Origin of the sequence: Desulfobulbus elongatus DSM 2908, from assembly GCF_000621145.1 — a bacterium.
Lineage (GTDB): Bacteria > Desulfobacterota > Desulfobulbia > Desulfobulbales > Desulfobulbaceae > Desulfobulbus > Desulfobulbus elongatus.
In genome coordinates, this window is record NZ_JHZB01000020.1 from 19,457 (window position 1) to 37,263 (window position 17,807).

Here is a 17,807-nt window from a genome sequence, read left to right on the forward strand (position 1 = left end):
TCTGGCAAGGTATCGGAAAAAACCCAGAAGCGGACCACAATCGCCTTGACACATTTCAATAATTGTTGAATTGTTCTCCCATGGAAACCAAGCAGGCCACAGCCATTTTTTTAGCGCTTTCCGCCGACCTGCGCCTGGACCTGTTCCGGCTGCTGGTCAAATATGCGCCGGACGGCCTGGTGGCGGGCGAAATCGCAAAGTACCTCAAGGTGAGCAATACCAATCTGTCCTTCCACCTCAAGGCGCTGTTGCATGCCGGCCTGATCACGGTGGAAAAGGAGGGCCGGTTTTTGCGCTACCGGGCAAACATCCCCCTCATGCTGGAGACCATCGCCTATCTCACGGCGGAATGCTGTTCCGGACGCCCCGAACTCTGCCGCGACTTTCGCGCGGCCAGTGCCGTTTCCGCCGCCGTGTTGCCGGTATGCGATTCCAAAAAATGAGGGTGCACCCCTAAAAAATTTTGCAGCAATATGTCAAGATTTCTTGAAATTTCATATTGTGAAAAGGAGCACAGACAATGAACCAACACGACGATTTTCCGAACAAAGATGACGTCAGACAGACGGTCCGCACCGGCTACGCGGCCATTGCCACAGGGCAGCGTTCCTGCTGTTCCGGCCAGCGCAGCGGCCAGGCCGATCCCGTCCGGCTGGCTAGGGCCGTGGGTTACGACGAGGTGAGCCTGGCCAATCTGCCGGAGGGCGCCAACATGGGGCTTTCCTGCGGCAATCCCGTTGCCATTGCCGCCCTCCGGGAAGGGCAGACCGTCCTCGACCTCGGCAGCGGCGGCGGTTTCGACGTGTTTCAGGCGGGTGAAAAGGTGCGGGCCTCCGGGCGGGTGATCGGCGTGGACATGACCCCGGAAATGCTTGCCAAGGCCCGCGGGAACATCGAGCAGTACCGGCGGCGCACCGGCCTGGACAACGTCGAGTTCCGTCTGGGCGAGATCGAGTATCTGCCCGTGGCGGACAGCAGCGTCGACGTGGCGCTTTCCAACTGCGTCATCAACCTGTCGCCGGACAAGCCCCAGGTCTGGCGGGAGATCTTCCGCGTGCTCAAGCCGGGCGGCAGGGTATCCGTTTCCGACCTGGCGCTGCTGCGGCCGCTCCCCGACACGATCCGGGCCATGGCCGCGGCGTTGGTGGGCTGCGTGGCCGGGGCCGTGCTGGTGGAGCAAACCAGGGCCCTGCTGGAACAGGCCGGTTTCACCGCCATCGTGCTGACGCCCAAGCCGGACTATGTGAAAAACATGCAGGCATGGAACGACCCCCTGTATAAGGCAATTGCACACGCCTTGCCGCCGGGCGAGGAACTGGCCGACTACGTGGTCAGCCTGTCCATCGAGGCCCGGAAAGAGGGGCGGCCATGAACATTCTTTTTCTCTGCACGGGCAATTCCTGCCGCTCCATCATGGCGGAGGCGCTTTTCAAGTCCATGGTTCCGGCTGGCGTGAGCGTGCAGAGCGCGGGCAGCAGGCCCGCCGGGTTCGTGCATCCCCGCGCCCTGGACGTGCTCAGGGAAGCCGGCTTTGCCACGACGGGCCTGTTCAGCAAGTCATGGGACGATCTGCCGGCAAAGCCGGATGTTGTCATAACCTTGTGCGACAACGCGGCGGGCGAATCCTGCCCGCTCTCCTTCGGCACGGTCGTGCGCAGTCATTGGGGCATGCCCGATCCGGCCAGGGTGCAGGGCGATGAGGCGGCGATCAAGGCCGCCTTCGCCGAAACCCTTGCCGTGCTCCGCAGACGGATAGGCGCCCTGGCGAACCGGCTTGCAGCGGCGCCGGGCATGAACCCGGACCGGCTCCAGGCCGTGCTCGATGCCATTGCCGCCATGTAAGGGAGCGTAACCCATGAACCCATCGACATTGCAGCGGCTCTCCTTCCTCGACCGCTACCTGACCCTGTGGATCTTCCTGGCCATGTTCGCAGGGGTGGGGCTCGGCTGGGCCGCGCCGGACGTGAAGAACGTCATCCACTTTTTCCAGGTGGGCACGACCAACATTCCCATTGCCATCGGGCTGATCCTGATGATGTACCCGCCCCTGGCGAAAGTGAAATACGAGCAACTCGGCCGGGTGTTCCGCGATAAAAAAGTGCTGCTGCTCTCCCTGGCGCAGAACTGGATCATCGGCCCGGTGCTCATGTTCTTGCTGGCGATCGCCTTTCTCTCCGGCAACAACAGCTCCATGGTGGGCCTGATCCTTATCGGGCTCGCCCGCTGCATCGCCATGGTCATTGTCTGGAACGACCTTGCCGGCGGCGACCGGGAATACTGCGCCGGGCTGGTGGCCTTCAACGCCGTGTTCCAGGTGCTGTTCTTCCCAGTCTACGCCTACGTGTTCATCACCGTGCTGCCGGGCTGGCTCGGCCTGTCCGGGGCCGTGGTCAATGTGGGCATGGGGCAGATCGCCGAAAGCGTGTTCATCTACCTCGGCATCCCCTTTCTCGCGGGCGTGGCCTCCCGCTGGTACGGCCTCAGGGTCAGGAGCCTGGACTGGTACGAGCGGGTGTTCATCCCCCGCATCAGCCCCTGGACGCTCAGGGCGCTGCTGTTCACCATCCTGGTGATGTTCTCCCTCAAGGGTGAATACATCGTGCACCTGCCCCTGGACGTGCTCAAGGTCGCCATCCCCCTGCTGGTGTACTTCCTGGCGATGTTTTTGCTTTCGTTCTCTCTTTCCAGATGGGCGGGCGCCAACTACGAGCAGTCGGCGACCCTGTCCTTCACCGCCGCATCCAACAACTTCGAGTTGGCCATTGCCGTGGCCATCGCGGTCTTCGGGCTGAACTCGGGCGAGGCCTTCGTGGCCGTCATCGGGCCGCTGGTGGAGGTGCCTGTGCTCATAGGTCTGGTCAATGTGGCCCTGTGGCTCAAGAAGCGGTGGTTCGTGGCGGTTGCGCCCCTTGAGCTGCCGCGCAGCTAAAAAGAAGATTGCGCCCCCTGCCCTGCCGCCTTCACCGGATCTTTCCGGTAGGCGCGGCTGGGCGCGCCGTCAATGTAGATGTTTTCCAGATAGCCGAGCTTTCGCGGCAGTTGCTGCGGCGTGCCCCTGGTGACCAGGAAGGTCGCCCGTCGACCGACGGTGAGCGGCCCCAAGGCCTCCATGCCGAAAAATCCGGCGCCCACAGCCGAGGCGCCGGCGATGGCCTCTGCCAGCGGAAAGCCGGCCTTGATGAACAATTTGATTTCCTCGACCACGGACTCGCCGTGGAGGATGCCCGGACTGCCGGCGCCGGTGCCGACCGCCGTGGGCACGCCCAGGGCGCGGGCGAGCCGCAGTTGCGCGAGTTGGCCGGCGAGCGTCGCCTTCCAAAAGGCCTCCGCGCCCGGATTCGCCTGGCCCGGCGCGGCAAACCGCAGGGAAAAGCGGCAGCACACCTCGCCGCCCGAAGCGGAGCCGTCCAGCCCGTTCTTGGCCCGCACCACGCCGGGCAGCCACAGCACCTGCCTCGCGGCCATGGTCCTGAGGTTGTCCTCGCCCATGCCAAAGCCCTGCTCAATGGCGTCGCACCCCGCTGCCAGCGCCTCGGCCACAGCCTCGCGGCCGTTGGCCACCACGATCTTCTTGCAGTCCGGGCCGTGCTGCACGATGCGACGGAGTTCTTCCCGGCTCATCCGGGGTTGAGTCGCCTCGGCCGCATTAATGTCGGGGGAATACCCGATCCTGAGGAAATCGCGGTCCGAGCTGCCACCTGCCGCCTCATCCCAACTGCGGCACAACGGGCCGGCAGTGCGCAGGGCGACCGGGCCGCCCGGCATGGTGCCATCGGCACGGTGCCGCGCCAGACCGAAGGGATCGTCGCCATCGACCACGCCGAGCACGCCGTGGTCGTGGCAGTAACGGAGGTGCCGTGCACGCAGCGCGAGCCGCTGTTCCCTGCTGGCCTCTTCCGGGAGCCCCCGCATTTTCGGGTCAATAGCCGGCGACCGGCCCAGGAAGACGCTGCCGTCCACCAGCGCCGGCACGATGGTACAGGGCGACAGATCGTCGACAGGTGCGCCGGGATCGCGGGGCAGATTCTCCCTCCCGCCCACGGCTGTGATGATGCCGTCCTCGACAATCAGCACGGCATTGCGGCGCACGCCGGCGCCGGTGCCGTCGATCAGGCTTCCTGCCACTATAAAACGTGTCCGGTCCATGGATAGTGCTTGCTTCTCCTCACGGTCATGCTACTTATGCGATCACCCGGGAAAATGGATTTCTGCCCCTTTCTTCACGCCAAACGGAGGACGAAGATGATCACCGTACTTGTTGCCTTCAAACTGCCGCAACCGATTTCTCTCCAGCAGGCCAAGGAAATCTTCCTGGGCACGGCCCCCAAATACCTGGACAAGCCGGGGCTGATCCGGAAATACTATTTCCTCAACGACGGCGGCACCGAGGCCGGGGGCATCTATTTGTGGCAATCGCGGCAGGATGCGGAGCGGGTGTACACCGAGGAATGGAAGGCGTTTGTCCGCGCCAAGTACGGCTCCGATCCCTCCCTGACCTACCTGGCCACACCGGTGGTGGTCGACAACCTGAGCCACGAAATCGTTGCCGAAAAATAGCGGCACCGGTTCAAACAAGACGAACCGGAAAAAGTTGCCGGCATCCCCCCAGGTGATGCCGGCAACTTGATCAAAGCATGCCGGGCACCCTGCCCGCCGGCGGGCGTCCTGCATCGCCGTCCCCTCCTCCCGCACCACGCCCTGTTCGGGGCCGCTGCCCCTCTTCCCACCCGTTTTTATCTCAGCACTTGATTAAATCAATCGATTGATTTATTTTCCTGTCCTCCCGAACACAACCAGTACATCATTTCAACGGAACGACCATGAATACCAACGCACAACCGCCGGACTGCGCCAACCGGGAACGCGGCGACACCGCCCGCAGGAAACTGATCGAGGCCGGGTTGAAGATCTACAGCGAAGTGGGCTACCAGAGCGCCCCGACCCGCCGCCTGGCCTCCGCCGCCGGGGTCAACATTGCCGCCATCCCCTACTACTTCGGCAATAAGGAAGGGCTCTACCATGCGGTGCTCGACCACATCGTCGCGCACTATCTCACCCATTTCGGCCCCTGCCTCGAACGGATCGAGCAGGCCCTGGCCGAACCGACGACCACCCGCGACGGCTACCTTGCCCTGCTGGACGAGTACATGCGCCTGATGGTGCACTTCGTCCTGCGCGAAAGCGACGACTGCTCGCAAATTTCGCGGATCTACATCCGCGAGCAACTCGACCCGACCAGCGGCTTCGAGCGCTTGTATAACGGCTTCATCAAGAAGATGCGCGAGACGCACGAGGCGCTGGTGGCCGTCATCCTCGGCATGGATGTCCGCAGCCTGGAGGTGAAGCTGATCACCCAGACCCTAATCGGGCAGGTGGTGATTTTCAAATCCTCGCGGGTCACCGTGTTGCAGCACATGGGATGGCAGAAGTACGGCGAGGAGCGGATGGCGGCCATCGAACGGATCGTCTCCGACAACGTCAGGGCCGTGATGGCGGCCCATCGCAACAAGGACAGCGAACTATGAACACCAGTCAGAGTGCATTGAACAATGAACAGAACTGGATCGGACGGCACCGGCGGCTGCTCCTGTACGGCGTGCCGCTTCTTCTGGCCGGAGCCGGCCTGGTGCTGTATCTCACCGGCGGCCGCTATGTCAGCACCGACGACGCCTACATCCGGGCGGCGCGGGTGGCGGTGAGCGCCGATATCTCCGGCCGGATCAGCGAGATTCCCCTGGCGGAGAACCAGCAGGTCCGCACGGGAGACGTCCTTGTGCGGATCGATGCCCGCCCCTTTGCCATCGCCGAACAGGAAGCCTCGGCGCAACTGGAGGGGGCGCGGCTGCAGGTGGTGGCGATGAAGGCCAATTACCGGCAGAAGCTGGCCGATCTGCGGGCGGCCGAGTCCACGCTTGCCTACCAGGAGCGGGATTACAGCCGCCAGAAGAAGCTGGCCGAGTCCGGCATTTCCTCCCAGGCCCAGCTGGAGAAGGCCGAACAGCTGGCGCAGACCGCCCGGCAGGAGGCCGTGGCCCGGCGGCAGGAAGCGGATACCGCCCTGGCCAACCTCGGCGGCAACGCGGAGATCCAGGTGGATGACCATCCGTCGGTCCAGGCGGCCCACGCCAAGCTGGACCAGGCCCGGCTGAACCTCTCCTACACCACCGTGGCGGCGCCCATGGACGGCATCGTCACCAAGGTCGAGCAGTTGCAGGTCGGCGATTACATCACCAAGGGGGCCGCGCTCTTTGCCCTGGTCTCCGCCACCAACCGCTGGGTGGAGGCCAACTTCAAGGAAACCGCGCTCGCCCACATGCGCCCCGGCCAGAAGGCGAGCATCCTGGTCGACGCCCACGCAGACCGCAGCCTCTCCGGGACGGTGGTCAGCCTCAGCCCCGGCACCGGCAGCTCGTTTTCGCTGCTGCCGCCGGAGAATGCCACCGGCAACTGGGTCAAGATCGTGCAGCGGGTGCCGGTGCGTATCGAACTGGACAAGGATGCCGGCAACCTGGCCTTGCAGTCCGGGTTGAGCGTGACCGCCGAGGTCGACACCGGCCACAGCCGCCTGGGCCTGAGCCGCTGACCATGGACAAGTCCGCCTCCTTCACCCCGGTGCCCAACCGGCTCCTGATCACCTTTTCGGTGATGCTGGCCACGATCATGCAGTCGCTGGACACCACCATCGCCAACGTGGCCCTGCCGCACATGCAAGGGTCGTTCGCTGCCAGCCAGGACCAGATGGTCTGGGTGCTGACCTCCTATATCGTGGCCGCGGCCATCACCATCCCCCTGACCGGCTGGCTGGCCACCCGCTACGACCGCAAGCTGGTCTTCCTGCTGTCCATCGCCGGCTTCACCGTGGCGTCGGCTTTGTGCGGCATGTCGGTCAACCTGGGACAGATCGTGCTGTTCCGCCTGCTGCAGGGCATCAGCGGCGCGGCCCTGGTGCCGTTGTCCCAGGCGATCCTCTTCGACATCAACCCCCGTGAGCAGCACGGCCGGGCTATGTCGTTCTGGGGCATCGGCGTGACCCTGGGGCCGATTCTGGGGCCGATGCTGGGCGGCTGGCTGACCGAGGACTACAACTGGCGCTGGGTGTTCTACATCAACATCCCCATCGGCATCCTGGCCTTCTGCGGCCTGCTGTTCTTCCTGCCGGCCAATCGTGACCGCACCGCCAAGCGCTTCGACTTCTTCGGTTTCATCGCCCTTTCCGTGGCCGTGGGCGCCCTGCAGCTCATGCTCGACCGGGGCGAACTCAAGGGCTGGTTCGCCTCGCCCGAGATCCTGGCGGAGGGCATCGTCGCCGCCGGCGGCTTCTACGTGTTCCTGGTTCACACCCTGAGCCACGCGCGGCCGTTCATCAACACCGCCCTGTTCGCCGACGCCAACTTCGTGGTCGGCAATGTTTTCATCTTCATCATCGGGGTGGTCCTCTTCGCCACCCTGGCTCTGCTGCCGCCGATGCTGCAAGGGCTGTTCGATTATCCGGTTCTGATCACCGGCCTGGTCACCGCCCCCAGGGGCATGGGGCTGATGCTGGCGATGATCGTGGTCGGCCGGGTGATCGGCCGGGTCGACATCCGCATCCTGATGGCCATCGGCCTGGCCCTGACCGCAACCTCACTCCATCAGATGGCCCATTTTTCGCTGCTGATGGACAAATGGCCGGTCATCGTCTCCGGCGCCATGCAGGGATTCGGCATCGGCTTCGTCTACATCCCCCTGGCCACCGTGGCCTTTGCCACCCTGCCGAGCCATCTGCGCACCGAGGGTGCCGCCTTTTTCAACCTGCTGCGCAACCTCGGCAGCAGTATCGGCATCTCGGTGGTGCAGGCCCTGTTGACCCGTAACATCCAGGTGCTGCACAGCAGTCTGGCCAGCCGGGTCCTCCCCTACAACGCGGAGGGCAATTTCGGCCTGCACGCCACCGGCCTCAAGCTGGCCGACCCGCACAGCCTGATCCTGCTGAACGGCGAAGTCACCCGCCAGGGAAGCATGATCGCCTATCTGAACGATTTTTACCTGATGATGGTGGTGACCCTGCTGATGGCGCCGCTGTTGCTGCTGTTCCGGCGCGGCCGGAAGGAGGACCACGGGCATACCGTGGTCATGGAGTGAGTATGTTGCTGTTTCGATGTGTATATCATCCCGTCGTGGCCCTGGCCGCCCTGCTGGCGCTGTCGTCCTGCGCGGTCGGCCCGGATTACGTGCCGCCCCAGCCGCCGCAAAGCGCGGCCTATACCGCCGATGGCGACACCGGCCCACACGGCGGCCAGGTGGTGAGCGTAGGCCATGAACCGGAATCCGCATGGTGGCGCTCCTTCCGCTCTTCTTCCCTGGACCGGGTCATGACTCAGGCCCTGCAGAGCAACAACAGCCTGGAGGAGGCCCAGGCGACCCTGGCCCGGGCCGGAGAGGAACTGCGGGCCGTTACCGGCGAAGCCCTCTGGCCGCAGGTGACGCTCGACGGTTCCGCCGGGCGGCAGAAGTTCGGCGTGGCGGAGTTGGGCCCCGACGTCACCATCCCCGCTTTTACCGCCTACACCCTGGGGCCGCGGATCAGCTATCTGCTCGACTTCGCCGGCGGCGAACGGCGGGCGGTGGAGCGGCAGGGCGCCCTGGCGCAGTCTGAGCGCTACCGGTATGACGCCGCCCGCCTGGCCCTCACCGGCCAGGTGATGGATCAGGCCCTGGTCCTGGCCTCGGCCAGGGAGCAGTTGGCGGTCCTGGAAGACATCATTGCCGATGACCGCAAAAACGAAGAACTGGTTGAAATCTCCCGCAAAGCGGGTGCCGCCACCGAAACCGACGTGCTCAGCTCCCGCAGCCAACTGGCCAGCGATCAGGCCCTGCTGCCGCCCCTGCGCCAGCAGTTGAGTGTGGCCGAGCATGCGCTCGCTCTCCTGGTCGGGCAATCCCCGGCAAACTGGCAGCCGCCGCCGTTTGCGCTCACCTCCTTTACCCTGCCCGAGCATCTGCCCCTGCGGCTGCCCTCGGAACTGGCGCGGGTCCGGCCGGACATCCAGGCCGCCGAGGCCCAGGTGCACACGGCCACCGCCGCCATCGGCGTGGCCACGGCCCAACTCTATCCCAGCCTGACCCTGAGCGCCGACTCGGTGCAGGAGTCGCTGACCGTGGGATCGCTGTTCGAGTCGTCCAGCCATACCTTCGATTTCGGCGCCCATCTGACCGCGCCGATCTTCAACGGCGGCAGCCTGCTGGCCCAAAAACGCGCCGCCGAACAGGCTTGTCGCGCGGCCTTGGCCCATTACCGCCAGGTGGTGCTCGCGGCCTTTGCCCAGGTGGCGGATGTGCTCAAGGCCCTGGAGCACGATGCCCAGCAGGTCGAGGCCCAGCAGCATGCCCTGGACACGGCCCAGGAATCGTTGCGCCTGGCCCGGCTCAGCTACGGTGCCGGCAATATCGGCGTGCTCCAGGTGCTGGACGCCGAGCGGCTCTCCAACCAGGCCCGTCTGGGCTTGGCCCAGGCCCGGATTCGCCGCTATCAGGACACGGCCCTCCTCTATCTCGCCCTGGGCGGCGGCCAGCCGCAGGCCACCGAGGCAACCGCTGCGCGCTGAGGCCGGCTATTCCAGACCGTAGGCCTTGAGCTTGCGCCAAAGCGTGGTCCGCGGGATGTCGAGGATCTGGGCGGTGACGCCCTTGTTGCGGTTGGTGTCGGCCAGCACCTTGGCGATATAGCGGCGCTCCATCTCCGCCAGGGTCGGCATGCCGCCGCCTTCCAGGGTGTCGAATTCGAGGTTCTGCAGGTCCTTGGGCAGATCCTGCGGGCCGATCTCCCGGCCGTCGGTCAGGGCCACGGCCCGCTCGACGATGTTCTCCAGCTCGCGCACATTGCCGGGATAGCTGTAATTGCACAGGATATCCAGGGCCTGCGGTTCGATTCCGGTCACCTGCTTATGGAAGGCGAGGCTGTATTTCTCGATGAAGAAGCGCACGAGCAGGGGGATGTCCTCCCGCCGCTGGGACAGCGTCGGCAGGGCGATCGAGACCACGTTGAGGCGGAAATAGAGGTCCTCGCGGAAGGCGCCGATCTCCACCTCGTGCTTGAGGTCCTTGTTGGTGGCGGCGATGATGCGGATATCGAGTTCGATGGGCTTGGTGCCGCCCACCCGCAGAATGCGCCGCTCCTGGATGACATGCAGCAGCTTGACCTGCATGGCCAGCGGCATCTCGCCGATCTCGTCCAAAAACACCGTGCCGCCCGCCGCGGACTCCAACAGGCCCACCTTGGTGGCCGCCGCTCCGGTGAAGGCGCCGCGTTCGTAGCCGAACAGTTCGCTGTTGATCAGTTCGTCGGTGAAGCCGCCGCAGTTGAAAGCCACGAAGGGATGGTCCTTGTTCGGGCTCAACTGATGGATGGCGCGGGCGACCAGGGCCTTGCCGGTGCCGCTGCCGCCCTGGATGAGCACGTTGCAGTCCACCGGGGCCACCTTGCGGATCAGAGCAAACAGTTCCTGGATCACCGGGCTGGTGCCGACGATCGCGGTCAGGCCCGAATCGCCCTTGAGCGCCTCCCGCAGCCGCTGGTTCTCCTGGCGCATGGCGATTTTTTCCTGCACGCTCCTCACCAAGAGCCGAATCTCGGCCAGGTTGACCGGCTTGGCAATGTAGTGGAACGCCCCTTTGCGGATGGCTTCCACCGCCGTCTCCACGCTCTGGTAGCCGGTGACGATGATCACTTCGGTTTCGGCACGGAGCTTCTTGATACGGCTGAGGATGTCCAGGCCGTCCATGTCCGGTAGGCGCAGGTCCAGCAGAACGATGTCAAAGGGCTGCTGCATCATGCGTTCCAAAAAGGAACGTCCCATGATGAACGGCTCGATCTCGAATTCCTCCCGCGCCAGCGCCTGGCTCAGGCGGCGGCAGACAATCTCCTCGTCGTCGACAATGGCCAGGCGCAGCTTGGTCATATGATCCCCCACGGCAGATCGCTGAGAACGGGGCCGGCCACATGGGGCAGCAGCACGGTGAAAGTGGTGCCGCGGCCGGGCTCGCTGCTCACCTCGATCCGGCCGCCGTGCCGTTTGACGATGGCGTAGCTCACCGCCAGCCCGAGCCCCGTGCCCTTGCCGACCTCCTTGGTCGAGAAAAAGGGCTCGAAAATTTTATGCTGAATATCCGGCGGAATGCCCTCGCCCCTGTCCTGCACGGCAAAGCTGATGAACCCCGGCCTGTTGTCGGCATACTCGACCCGCATGCGGATGGTTTCGCCCTGGGGCGTGGCCTGGATGGCATTGAGCAGCAGATTGGTGAACACCTGCTGGAGGTTGCCCAGGTTGCCGCGGATGCGCGGCAGTCCCTCGGCCATTGAGGTCTCGAATTGCAGGCCCACGATCTTGAACTGGTTCTTGACCAGGTTGATGCTGCTGGTGAGGATCTGCTCCGGGGCAAGCTCGCTGAACACCGGCTTCTCGGTGCGGCTGAAGTCGAGCAGGTTCCTGACGATGTCCGCCGCCCGCCGGGCCTGATCGAGAATATCGTCGAGCATTTCCATGGTGTCCGGCTCCGCCTGCTCCTCCAGTGTTTCCTGCAGGCTCTCCGCGGTCAGGGCGATGTTGTTGATCGGGTTGTTCAGCTCATGGGCAATGCCGGCGGTGAAGGTGCCGATGGCGGCGATTTTCCGGGCTTGGATCAGGTCTTCCTGGTGCGCCTCCAACTCGCTGGCCATGTGGTTGAAGGCCTCGATCAGGCCGGAAATTTCCTCCAAAGGCACGCCATCGTAGCGGATCGGGCTGAAATCGCCGCGTCCCACCGAGCGGGTGGTCTTCACGATCACGTTCAAGGGGCGCAGCAGTCCGTGGGAAATGAGCCAGCCCACCAGGATCATCAGCGAAAGCAGGATCGCGAAAAACGCGAAAGGCAGCGTCGAGATGCGCAGGATGGCGGCATGGATGCGCGTGCGCTTGAGTTCGCGGAAATGATCGGCATCGTCGGTCAGCTGCTTGCCGATGGTGCGCAGCGCTTCCGGCGAACTTTTGGCATCGGCGCTGAGGCTCTCGACCATGCCGCGATACCTGTGCAGATTGCCTTTGAACTCCTGAAAGGAGCGCTGGCTGGTCAGTTGCGTCAGATCCGTGGAGAGTTCTTCCACCAGCTCGTCGATGCGCTCGAGATACCCCTTGCTTTCCAGCAGGCTGTGCTGATCGCCGTAGATCAGGAAATTTTTCTCGAAGCGGCGAACCTCGAGAATGTTGTTGAGCAGATCGTCGTAGCGCTCGCTGAGCAGCAACCGCGCCCTGAGGGTCATGAGGTTCCATTGGTTGAGGCCGGCGAGCGCGGCAATCGACACAAACGCCACCGAAAAGACTATAAAGATCTTCCCCTTGATCGAGCCGGGGTTGATCAGCCGGCTGCCGGCGCCCACCACCTGCCGCCCCCATTTTCCCACACAGGTCTCCATTCTGTTCCTCCCGTCGCAGTCGGCTCTTTCGTTCATTTCATTTTGAAACAAACATCGGCAACAATATGCAATTTTATTCCATAATGAAACGAAAAAACCGGGCACACCCATCTTCTTTTTTGCAACAACTTGAAAATACAGAATATTCAAAGTCGCTTCGTTTGGCACCATGCTTGCTCTGCACAGAGCAGACGAGAAATGCACCGGGGGAACATGGAGAAAATTCTGGTGGCAATTGACGGCCGGCACGGGGCATGGGCAGCGCTTTCCCATGCCTGCTCCCTGGCCAAGCGGGTCCAGGTCGATCTCAACGTGCTGCTGGTCGCGCCGCCGTCTCCCGGCAAGGGAGACGACCGGGACGACGGCATAGGCGAGGCCATCAGGAAACGGCTGGAACTGCTCCTGGAAACCGCGAAGAGCGAAGGCATCGCCATCAACTATTTCATGACGGAGGGTCAGTATGAAGAGGAGGTGATCACCTTCGTCGCCCAGCACAAGGTGGCGCTGTTGATCCATGAAGCGAGGGAAAGGGAGGCCCGCCTGGCGGCCAGGGAAGTCGCGGCGCTGCGCGCCCTCCGTCATCGCCTGATGTGCACGATGGAAATCGTGGCACCGATCAAAAACATACCTGAATAACACAAGAGGAGCACATGAGTCTTTCAATGAGTCTGTACCTACCCATCGCCGGCGCCAGTGTCAATTGCCTGGCGATTTTCGGTCTTGGCGGCGTCGTCGGCCTGCTGTCCGGCATCTTTGGCGTCGGTGGCGGGTTTCTCATGACCCCGCTGCTGATCATGATGGGCATTCCGCCGACCGTGGCGGCGGCATCGGATTCCAACCAGATCGTCGGCGCCTCGACCTCGGGCACCCTGGCCCATTTCCGCCAGGGCAACGTGGACATCAAGATGGGCCTGCTGCTGTTGGTCGGCGGCATCGTCGGCGGCTCCCTGGGAGTGCAGATCATCGCCGTGCTCCGCCGCATGGGCAACGCCGATTTCCTGATCAGCATCACCTACGTGCTCATGCTGGGCTTTGTCGGCGGCTACATGTTTCTGGAGAGCTTGCAGGCCATGCGCAAGTCCTCCGATGCGGCAGGCCGGAGCGAATCGCCCAGGGGCGAATCCCTGTACGCCCGGATGATGCGCACCATGCCGCTACAGCTCGACTTCAAACGCTCCGGCATCCGCCTGTCCGTGATGATGCCGTTCCTGCTCGGCATGCTGGTGGGCGTGCTGGCCGCCATCATGGGCGTCGGCGGCGGTTTCATCATGGTCCCGGTGATGGTCTACCTGCTGCGCATGCCCATGCATGTGGTCGTCGGCACCAGCCTGTTCCAGATTCTCTTCACCTGCATGAACGTCACGGTCATGCAGGCCGCGCAGAACCACACCGTGGATTTCATCCTCGCGCTGCTGCTGCTGCTCGGCTCGGCCATCGGCGCCCAGCTCGGCGCCAAGGTCGGCAAGAAGCTGGGCGGCGAACATCTCAAAATTCTGCTGGCCTCGCTGGTCCTCGTCGTCATGGTGAAAATGCTCTACGACCTGCTGGCCCGGCCGGACATTCTGCTCACCTACGCGGGAGGACATTGACATGCGACCCACGGTTTCGGTTTTTTTCAAACGGCTGGCCCTGACGGCCCTGCTCGCGGCCGTTCCCTGCCTCGCGGCGGCGGGACCTGCCAACACCCTGAATGTGACCCCGGCCAGCATCGTCATGGACGCGCAGTACAGTGGCGTCGATCTCACGGTAACCGGTAGCGTGCCCACCGGCGCGGATGTACTGGTCCGGGTGACCGGCACGCCCGGCGAGCTGCATCTGCGGGAAAAGGGCAAGGTCTTCGGCCTGTTGTGGATGAATGTCGGCAAGGTGACGTTGAGCAATGTTCCCTCTGTCTGCCTGATCGCCGCCAGCCGCCCCTTGGCGCAACTGGGTCCGGTGGCGGCATCCTTCCGCCTCGACGCCCTGACCAAGGCGATCGGCGTGGAACAGCAGGGTGGCGATCAATCCGTCGATATCCCTCATGAACTGCTGCTGCTCAAGTCCAGGGAAGGCCTGTACCGGGAAGGTGCCGAGGGTATTTCCCTGGGACCGGAGCAGGGCGGGATGCAGCCCTTCACCGCCCGCGTCGGCATGCCTTCCTCGCTGAAACCGGGCACGTATCAGGTGGAGGCCATCGCCCTGCGGGACAACGCCGTGGTCGGCAGTACCAGCGCCACGATCACCGCGGCCCTGGCCGGGTTTCCCAAGTGGCTGAGCGAACTGGCCTACCAGAAAAGCGCGCTGTACGGCGTCATGGCCACGGTGATCGCCATTGTCAGCGGCCTGGCGATCGGCCTCGTCTTCCAGAGCAAGGGTGCCCATTGACGTGGTGATGGCATGGCCAGCGGCCTCATGCGACGACTCGCCTTCTGGCGTCCCCAACGGGATGTGCTGCCGTTCACGGTGCTCTTCAAGAAATTCCAGAGCATCCTCGAACGCAACAACCTCATCCTGGAACTCATGGCAGACATGGGGGACAAGCTGGGAGGCGAGTATGTTTTTGACAGCCACTATCTCGTCGAGGTTTCGGAAAAGCTGGGCGATCATGTCTTCAAGCTGATCTCCGACTACAGCATTCTCAATCAGCACCAGAACGCCGATCTCTTTCTCGCCTTCGAACGAATCCGCTTCGCCATCCAGGAGGAACTCGCCGGCCACCGCATCCTGACCGCCGGCGAACCGATTCTGGACATGGCGGCCATCGGCCACGAGCAGAGCGAGTTGGTCGGCGCCAAGATGGCTACCCTGGGCGATATCCGCAACCGCCTGGAATTGGCCGCGCCGGATGGCTTTGTCATCACCACCCGTACCTTTTTCGACTTCTTCCAGCGCAACAACCTCTTCGCCAGGACCGAGGCGGCGGAACAGTATTGGCGGGATCAGGACCTCGACGCCCTGCGCCGCCTGGCCGAAGAAATGCAGCAGCGCATTCTGGCGGCGACCCTGCCGCGCCGGCTCGGTCAGCGGATTCTGGCCGCCTTCGACGACCTGGCCAGGCGGCAGGGACAGCGCCGTCTCCTGGTCGCCCTGCGCAGCAGCGCCTGGGGCGAAGACGGCGGCAGCAGTTTTGCCGGTCAGTACCAATCCGTGCTCAATGTCGGCCGCGACCGGCTCATCGACGCCTACCGCCGGGTCGTGGCCAGCGCCTACTCGTTCGAGACCTGGCAGTACCGCCTGAGCAAAGGTTTCCACGAAAGCGAGACCGCCATGGCGGTGGGCTGCCAGGTGGTGATCGAGGGGCCGGCCAGCGGCGTGCTGCATACCTATGCCCCGCATCGCGCCGACGGCGCCATGCTGGTCAATGCCTCCTGGGGCCTCTGCGCCCCGATCGTCCAGGGCGACCAGCCCGCCGATACCATGGTGCTCGGCCGCAAGCCGCCCTATCCGCTGCTTGACCTCGCCATTGCCGACAAACCCAGGCAACTGGTGCCAGCAGCCGATGGCGGCACCGAATGGCAGGCGGTGCCCGGGCATCTCCAGCGGGCCGCCAGCATGACGCCGGAGCAGATGGCGACGCTCGCCCGTGCGTCCATGCGCATCGAACGCTATTACAAACGGCCTCAGGAAATCGAGTGGACCTTTGGCCCCGGCGGCACCCTCACCATTCTCCAGTCGCGGCCGCTCCGCCTGCAGGAAGAAGCTGCCGTTCCGGGCCGGGAACTCGTCGAGGCCACCCGCGACGCGGAAATCGTCTTTTCCGGCAGAGGGCTGGTCGTTCAGCAGGGCATCGCGGTGGGCAGGGTCCATCGCGTGGACAACGACGAGGATCTGGCTGCCTTTCCCTACGGCGCCATTCTGCTGTCGCGCTATACCTCGCCCCGCTATGCCGCGGTCATGCCCATCGCCCGCGGCATCATCACCGATGTCGGCTCGCACACCGGCCACATGGCCACCCTGGCGCGCGAATACCGGCTGCCGACCCTGGTCAATACCGAAGTCGCCACCTCGCTTCTGCGCACCGGCGATGAAATCACCTTGGATGCCACCCAGAATATCGTGTATCGTGGCATCATCGTCGCGCTGAATCATTTCCAGCTGATCGAGGAGGAGGTGTTCGAGGATTCCTACGAATACCGGCTGCTGGGGCGCCTGCTCAAATGCATCAGCCCCCTGCACCTGCTCGATCCGCAGAGCGAGGGCTTTACCCCGGCGGCCTGCCGCACCTACCACGACATCACCCGCTTCATCCATGAAAAGGCGGTGGAGGAACTGATTCATCTCAGCGAAAAGCAGGGAGCCCGGCACCTTTCCGCGCCGAAGCGGCTGGAAACTGGGCTACCCCTGGGGCTGATGGTAATCGACGGCGGCGGCGGCACGACCTGCGCCCCGGAATCGCCGACCCTCACCGTCGAGCAGATCGCCTGCCTGCCGCTGCGGGAGCTGCTCCAGGGCATGGCCGGCATGGGCATGTGGTGCACGGAGCCGGTGGCGGTGGACCTGGGCAGTTTCATGTCGAGCTTCACCCGCACCGTTCCCGCCTCGCTGTCCGGCCCCGGCGCAATCGGCAGAAACCTGGCGGTGGTGCTGGCGCATTACATGAACATCAACATGCGGCTGGGCTATCATTTCACCATTATCGACGCCTACCTCGCGGAGGCGGTCAACGACAACTCTATCTATTTCCGTTTCCTGGGCGGGGTGACGGGGTTCATCCGCCGGTCGCGGCGGGTGGCCTTCATCGCCAAGGTGCTGGCGCGGTACGACTTTCGGGTCGAGGTGCATGGCGATCTGGTGGTCGGCCGGCTGAAAAAGCTCTCGCTGCCGCGCATGGTTCAACGGATGCGGATGCTGGGCGGCCTGATCGGCTACACCCGGCAGTTGGACGTCCGCATGCACGCCGACAGCGATATCGACCACCATGTAGCGCATTTCCTTCAGGTCATGCAGGAACAGGAACGGACGGGAGGATGACGGGATGACAACGGCAACCGACGGCGCAGCGGCCCCGCTGCGGATTCTGATCCTGGACGACGAGCCCATCGTCTGCAAGCGGCTCAAGCCGGCCTTCCAGAAAATGGGGCACGAGGTGGAAACCTTCACCGACAGCAACGCCGCGCTCGCCCGTCTGCGGGAGGCGCGCTTCGATGTGGTCGTCACCGATCTGAAAATGGAGGGGGCGGACGGCATGCAGATCCTCAACGGCGCCAAGGATTCCGCGGCCGACACCCAGGTGATCGTCATCACCGGCTTCGCCACCCTGGAAACCGCCAAGGAATCCTACCGCAAAGGCGCCTTCGACTTCATCGCCAAGCCCTTCAAACTGCGGGACATCCTCGATTGCGTCAAGCGGATCGAGGACAAGCGCCGGGGCCTGCCGACCGAAGCCGAGCGGTAGCCCGGC

17 protein-coding genes are annotated in these 17,807 nt (G+C 64.0%); 14 read left to right on the plus strand and 3 right to left on the minus strand.

All coding sequences use genetic code 11. The annotated features are described in order from the left end of the window. The first annotated feature begins 80 nt into the window (after positions 1-80). The 4 genes from Q362_RS0111060 to arsB all read left to right on the plus strand — a co-directional run bounded on the left by Q362_RS0111060 (position 81) and on the right by arsB (position 2,929). Positions 81-443, plus strand: a complete 363-nt coding sequence (locus Q362_RS0111060; RefSeq protein ID WP_028318745.1) for an ArsR/SmtB family transcription factor — start codon at positions 81-83, stop codon at positions 441-443. Between the two features lie 77 nt (positions 444-520). Next, complete coding sequence (gene arsM, locus Q362_RS0111065) at positions 521-1,372, plus strand: arsenite methyltransferase (protein WP_028318746.1); 852 nt, start codon at positions 521-523, stop codon at positions 1,370-1,372. After that, complete coding sequence (locus Q362_RS0111070) at positions 1,369-1,842, plus strand: arsenate reductase ArsC (RefSeq protein WP_028318747.1); 474 nt, start codon at positions 1,369-1,371, stop codon at positions 1,840-1,842. Before arsM ends, Q362_RS0111070 begins: the two co-directional genes overlap by 4 nt. Positions 1,843-1,855: 13 nt before the next feature. Then, entirely contained in the window at positions 1,856-2,929 is a 1,074-nt protein-coding gene (gene arsB, locus Q362_RS0111075) for an ACR3 family arsenite efflux transporter (protein ID WP_028318748.1), read from the plus strand. Here arsB and Q362_RS0111080 read toward each other — a convergent pair. Then, positions 2,926-4,146: an amidohydrolase family protein gene (locus tag Q362_RS0111080; protein ID WP_028318749.1), complete on the minus strand. Its 1,221-nt coding sequence runs from the start codon at positions 4,144-4,146 to the stop codon at positions 2,926-2,928. The genes arsB and Q362_RS0111080 overlap by 4 nt on opposite strands. Positions 4,147-4,242: 96 nt before the next feature. Between Q362_RS0111080 and Q362_RS0111085 the strand changes: the two genes are divergently transcribed. The 5 genes from Q362_RS0111085 to Q362_RS20265 all read left to right on the plus strand — a co-directional run bounded on the left by Q362_RS0111085 (position 4,243) and on the right by Q362_RS20265 (position 9,584). Further along, positions 4,243-4,557: a YdhR family protein gene (locus Q362_RS0111085; protein ID WP_028318750.1), complete on the plus strand. Its 315-nt coding sequence runs from the start codon at positions 4,243-4,245 to the stop codon at positions 4,555-4,557. A 263-nt stretch (positions 4,558-4,820) separates the two neighbouring features. Next, positions 4,821-5,525 (plus strand): CerR family C-terminal domain-containing protein, encoded by a 705-nt coding sequence (locus Q362_RS0111090; protein ID WP_028318751.1) that lies wholly within the window; start codon positions 4,821-4,823, stop codon positions 5,523-5,525. Beyond that, complete coding sequence (locus Q362_RS0111095) at positions 5,522-6,583, plus strand: HlyD family secretion protein (protein WP_028318752.1); 1,062 nt, start codon at positions 5,522-5,524, stop codon at positions 6,581-6,583. Before Q362_RS0111090 ends, Q362_RS0111095 begins: the two co-directional genes overlap by 4 nt. Positions 6,584-6,585: 2 nt before the next feature. After that, positions 6,586-8,121 (plus strand): DHA2 family efflux MFS transporter permease subunit, encoded by a 1,536-nt coding sequence (locus Q362_RS0111100; protein ID WP_035216454.1) that lies wholly within the window; start codon positions 6,586-6,588, stop codon positions 8,119-8,121. A gap of 2 nt (positions 8,122-8,123) precedes the next feature. Then, positions 8,124-9,584, plus strand: a complete 1,461-nt coding sequence (locus tag Q362_RS20265) for an efflux transporter outer membrane subunit (RefSeq protein WP_051554145.1) — start codon at positions 8,124-8,126, stop codon at positions 9,582-9,584. Between the two features lie 6 nt (positions 9,585-9,590). On the opposite strand, the gene Q362_RS0111110 is transcribed toward Q362_RS20265, so the two are convergent. Then, the gene (locus tag Q362_RS0111110) at positions 9,591-10,937 is read right to left on the minus strand and encodes a sigma-54-dependent transcriptional regulator (RefSeq protein WP_028318754.1); all 1,347 of its coding nucleotides are present in this window, start codon (positions 10,935-10,937) and stop codon (positions 9,591-9,593) included. Next, positions 10,934-12,427: a sensor histidine kinase gene (locus Q362_RS20270; protein WP_051554148.1), complete on the minus strand. Its 1,494-nt coding sequence runs from the start codon at positions 12,425-12,427 to the stop codon at positions 10,934-10,936. The genes Q362_RS0111110 and Q362_RS20270 overlap by 4 nt, the downstream gene beginning before the upstream one ends. A gap of 198 nt (positions 12,428-12,625) precedes the next feature. Between Q362_RS20270 and Q362_RS0111120 the strand changes: the two genes are divergently transcribed. From Q362_RS0111120 to Q362_RS0111140, 5 genes are read left to right on the plus strand one after another with little or no spacing between them, the layout of a single operon-like run. Further along, complete coding sequence (locus tag Q362_RS0111120; RefSeq protein ID WP_051554150.1) at positions 12,626-13,063, plus strand: universal stress protein; 438 nt, start codon at positions 12,626-12,628, stop codon at positions 13,061-13,063. 14 nt (positions 13,064-13,077) lie between these two features. Beyond that, a complete protein-coding gene (locus Q362_RS0111125) occupies positions 13,078-14,016 on the plus strand; it encodes a TSUP family transporter (RefSeq protein WP_028318756.1) in 939 nt (312 codons plus the stop codon). A gap of 1 nt (position 14,017) precedes the next feature. Beyond that, positions 14,018-14,791, plus strand: a complete 774-nt coding sequence (locus Q362_RS0111130; RefSeq protein ID WP_028318757.1) for a TIGR02186 family protein — start codon at positions 14,018-14,020, stop codon at positions 14,789-14,791. A 12-nt stretch (positions 14,792-14,803) separates the two neighbouring features. Next, complete coding sequence (locus Q362_RS20275; protein WP_035216455.1) at positions 14,804-17,377, plus strand: PEP/pyruvate-binding domain-containing protein; 2,574 nt, start codon at positions 14,804-14,806, stop codon at positions 17,375-17,377. 4 nt (positions 17,378-17,381) lie between these two features. Beyond that, positions 17,382-17,801, plus strand: coding sequence for a response regulator (locus Q362_RS0111140; protein ID WP_028318758.1), 420 nt, complete (start codon positions 17,382-17,384; stop codon positions 17,799-17,801). Positions 17,802-17,807: the final 6 nt, after the last annotated feature.

Excerpts from the sequence above, each read along its gene's own strand:
- Q362_RS0111120 (WP_051554150.1), top strand. The coding sequence starts at position 12,626 with ATGCACCGGGGGAACATGGAGAAAATTCTGGTGGCAATTGACGGCCGG.
- Q362_RS0111110 (WP_028318754.1), bottom strand. The coding sequence starts at position 10,937 with ATGACCAAGCTGCGCCTGGCCATTGTCGACGACGAGGAGATTGTCTGC.
- Q362_RS0111100 (WP_035216454.1), top strand. The coding sequence starts at position 6,586 with ATGGACAAGTCCGCCTCCTTCACCCCGGTGCCCAACCGGCTCCTGATC.
- Q362_RS0111130 (WP_028318757.1), top strand. The coding sequence starts at position 14,018 with ATGCGACCCACGGTTTCGGTTTTTTTCAAACGGCTGGCCCTGACGGCC.
- Q362_RS0111070 (WP_028318747.1), top strand. The coding sequence starts at position 1,369 with ATGAACATTCTTTTTCTCTGCACGGGCAATTCCTGCCGCTCCATCATG.
- Q362_RS0111090 (WP_028318751.1), top strand. The coding sequence starts at position 4,821 with ATGAATACCAACGCACAACCGCCGGACTGCGCCAACCGGGAACGCGGC.
- Q362_RS0111080 (WP_028318749.1), bottom strand. The coding sequence starts at position 4,146 with ATGGACCGGACACGTTTTATAGTGGCAGGAAGCCTGATCGACGGCACC.
- Q362_RS0111125 (WP_028318756.1), top strand. The coding sequence starts at position 13,078 with ATGAGTCTTTCAATGAGTCTGTACCTACCCATCGCCGGCGCCAGTGTC.
- arsM (WP_028318746.1), top strand. The coding sequence starts at position 521 with ATGAACCAACACGACGATTTTCCGAACAAAGATGACGTCAGACAGACG.
- Q362_RS0111140 (WP_028318758.1), top strand. The coding sequence starts at position 17,382 with ATGACAACGGCAACCGACGGCGCAGCGGCCCCGCTGCGGATTCTGATC.
- Q362_RS0111095 (WP_028318752.1), top strand. The coding sequence starts at position 5,522 with ATGAACACCAGTCAGAGTGCATTGAACAATGAACAGAACTGGATCGGA.
- arsB (WP_028318748.1), top strand. The coding sequence starts at position 1,856 with ATGAACCCATCGACATTGCAGCGGCTCTCCTTCCTCGACCGCTACCTG.
- Q362_RS20265 (WP_051554145.1), top strand. The coding sequence starts at position 8,124 with ATGTTGCTGTTTCGATGTGTATATCATCCCGTCGTGGCCCTGGCCGCC.
- Q362_RS20270 (WP_051554148.1), bottom strand. The coding sequence starts at position 12,427 with ATGGAGACCTGTGTGGGAAAATGGGGGCGGCAGGTGGTGGGCGCCGGC.
- Q362_RS0111060 (WP_028318745.1), top strand. The coding sequence starts at position 81 with ATGGAAACCAAGCAGGCCACAGCCATTTTTTTAGCGCTTTCCGCCGAC.
- Q362_RS20275 (WP_035216455.1), top strand. The coding sequence starts at position 14,804 with ATGGCCAGCGGCCTCATGCGACGACTCGCCTTCTGGCGTCCCCAACGG.
- Q362_RS0111085 (WP_028318750.1), top strand. The coding sequence starts at position 4,243 with ATGATCACCGTACTTGTTGCCTTCAAACTGCCGCAACCGATTTCTCTC.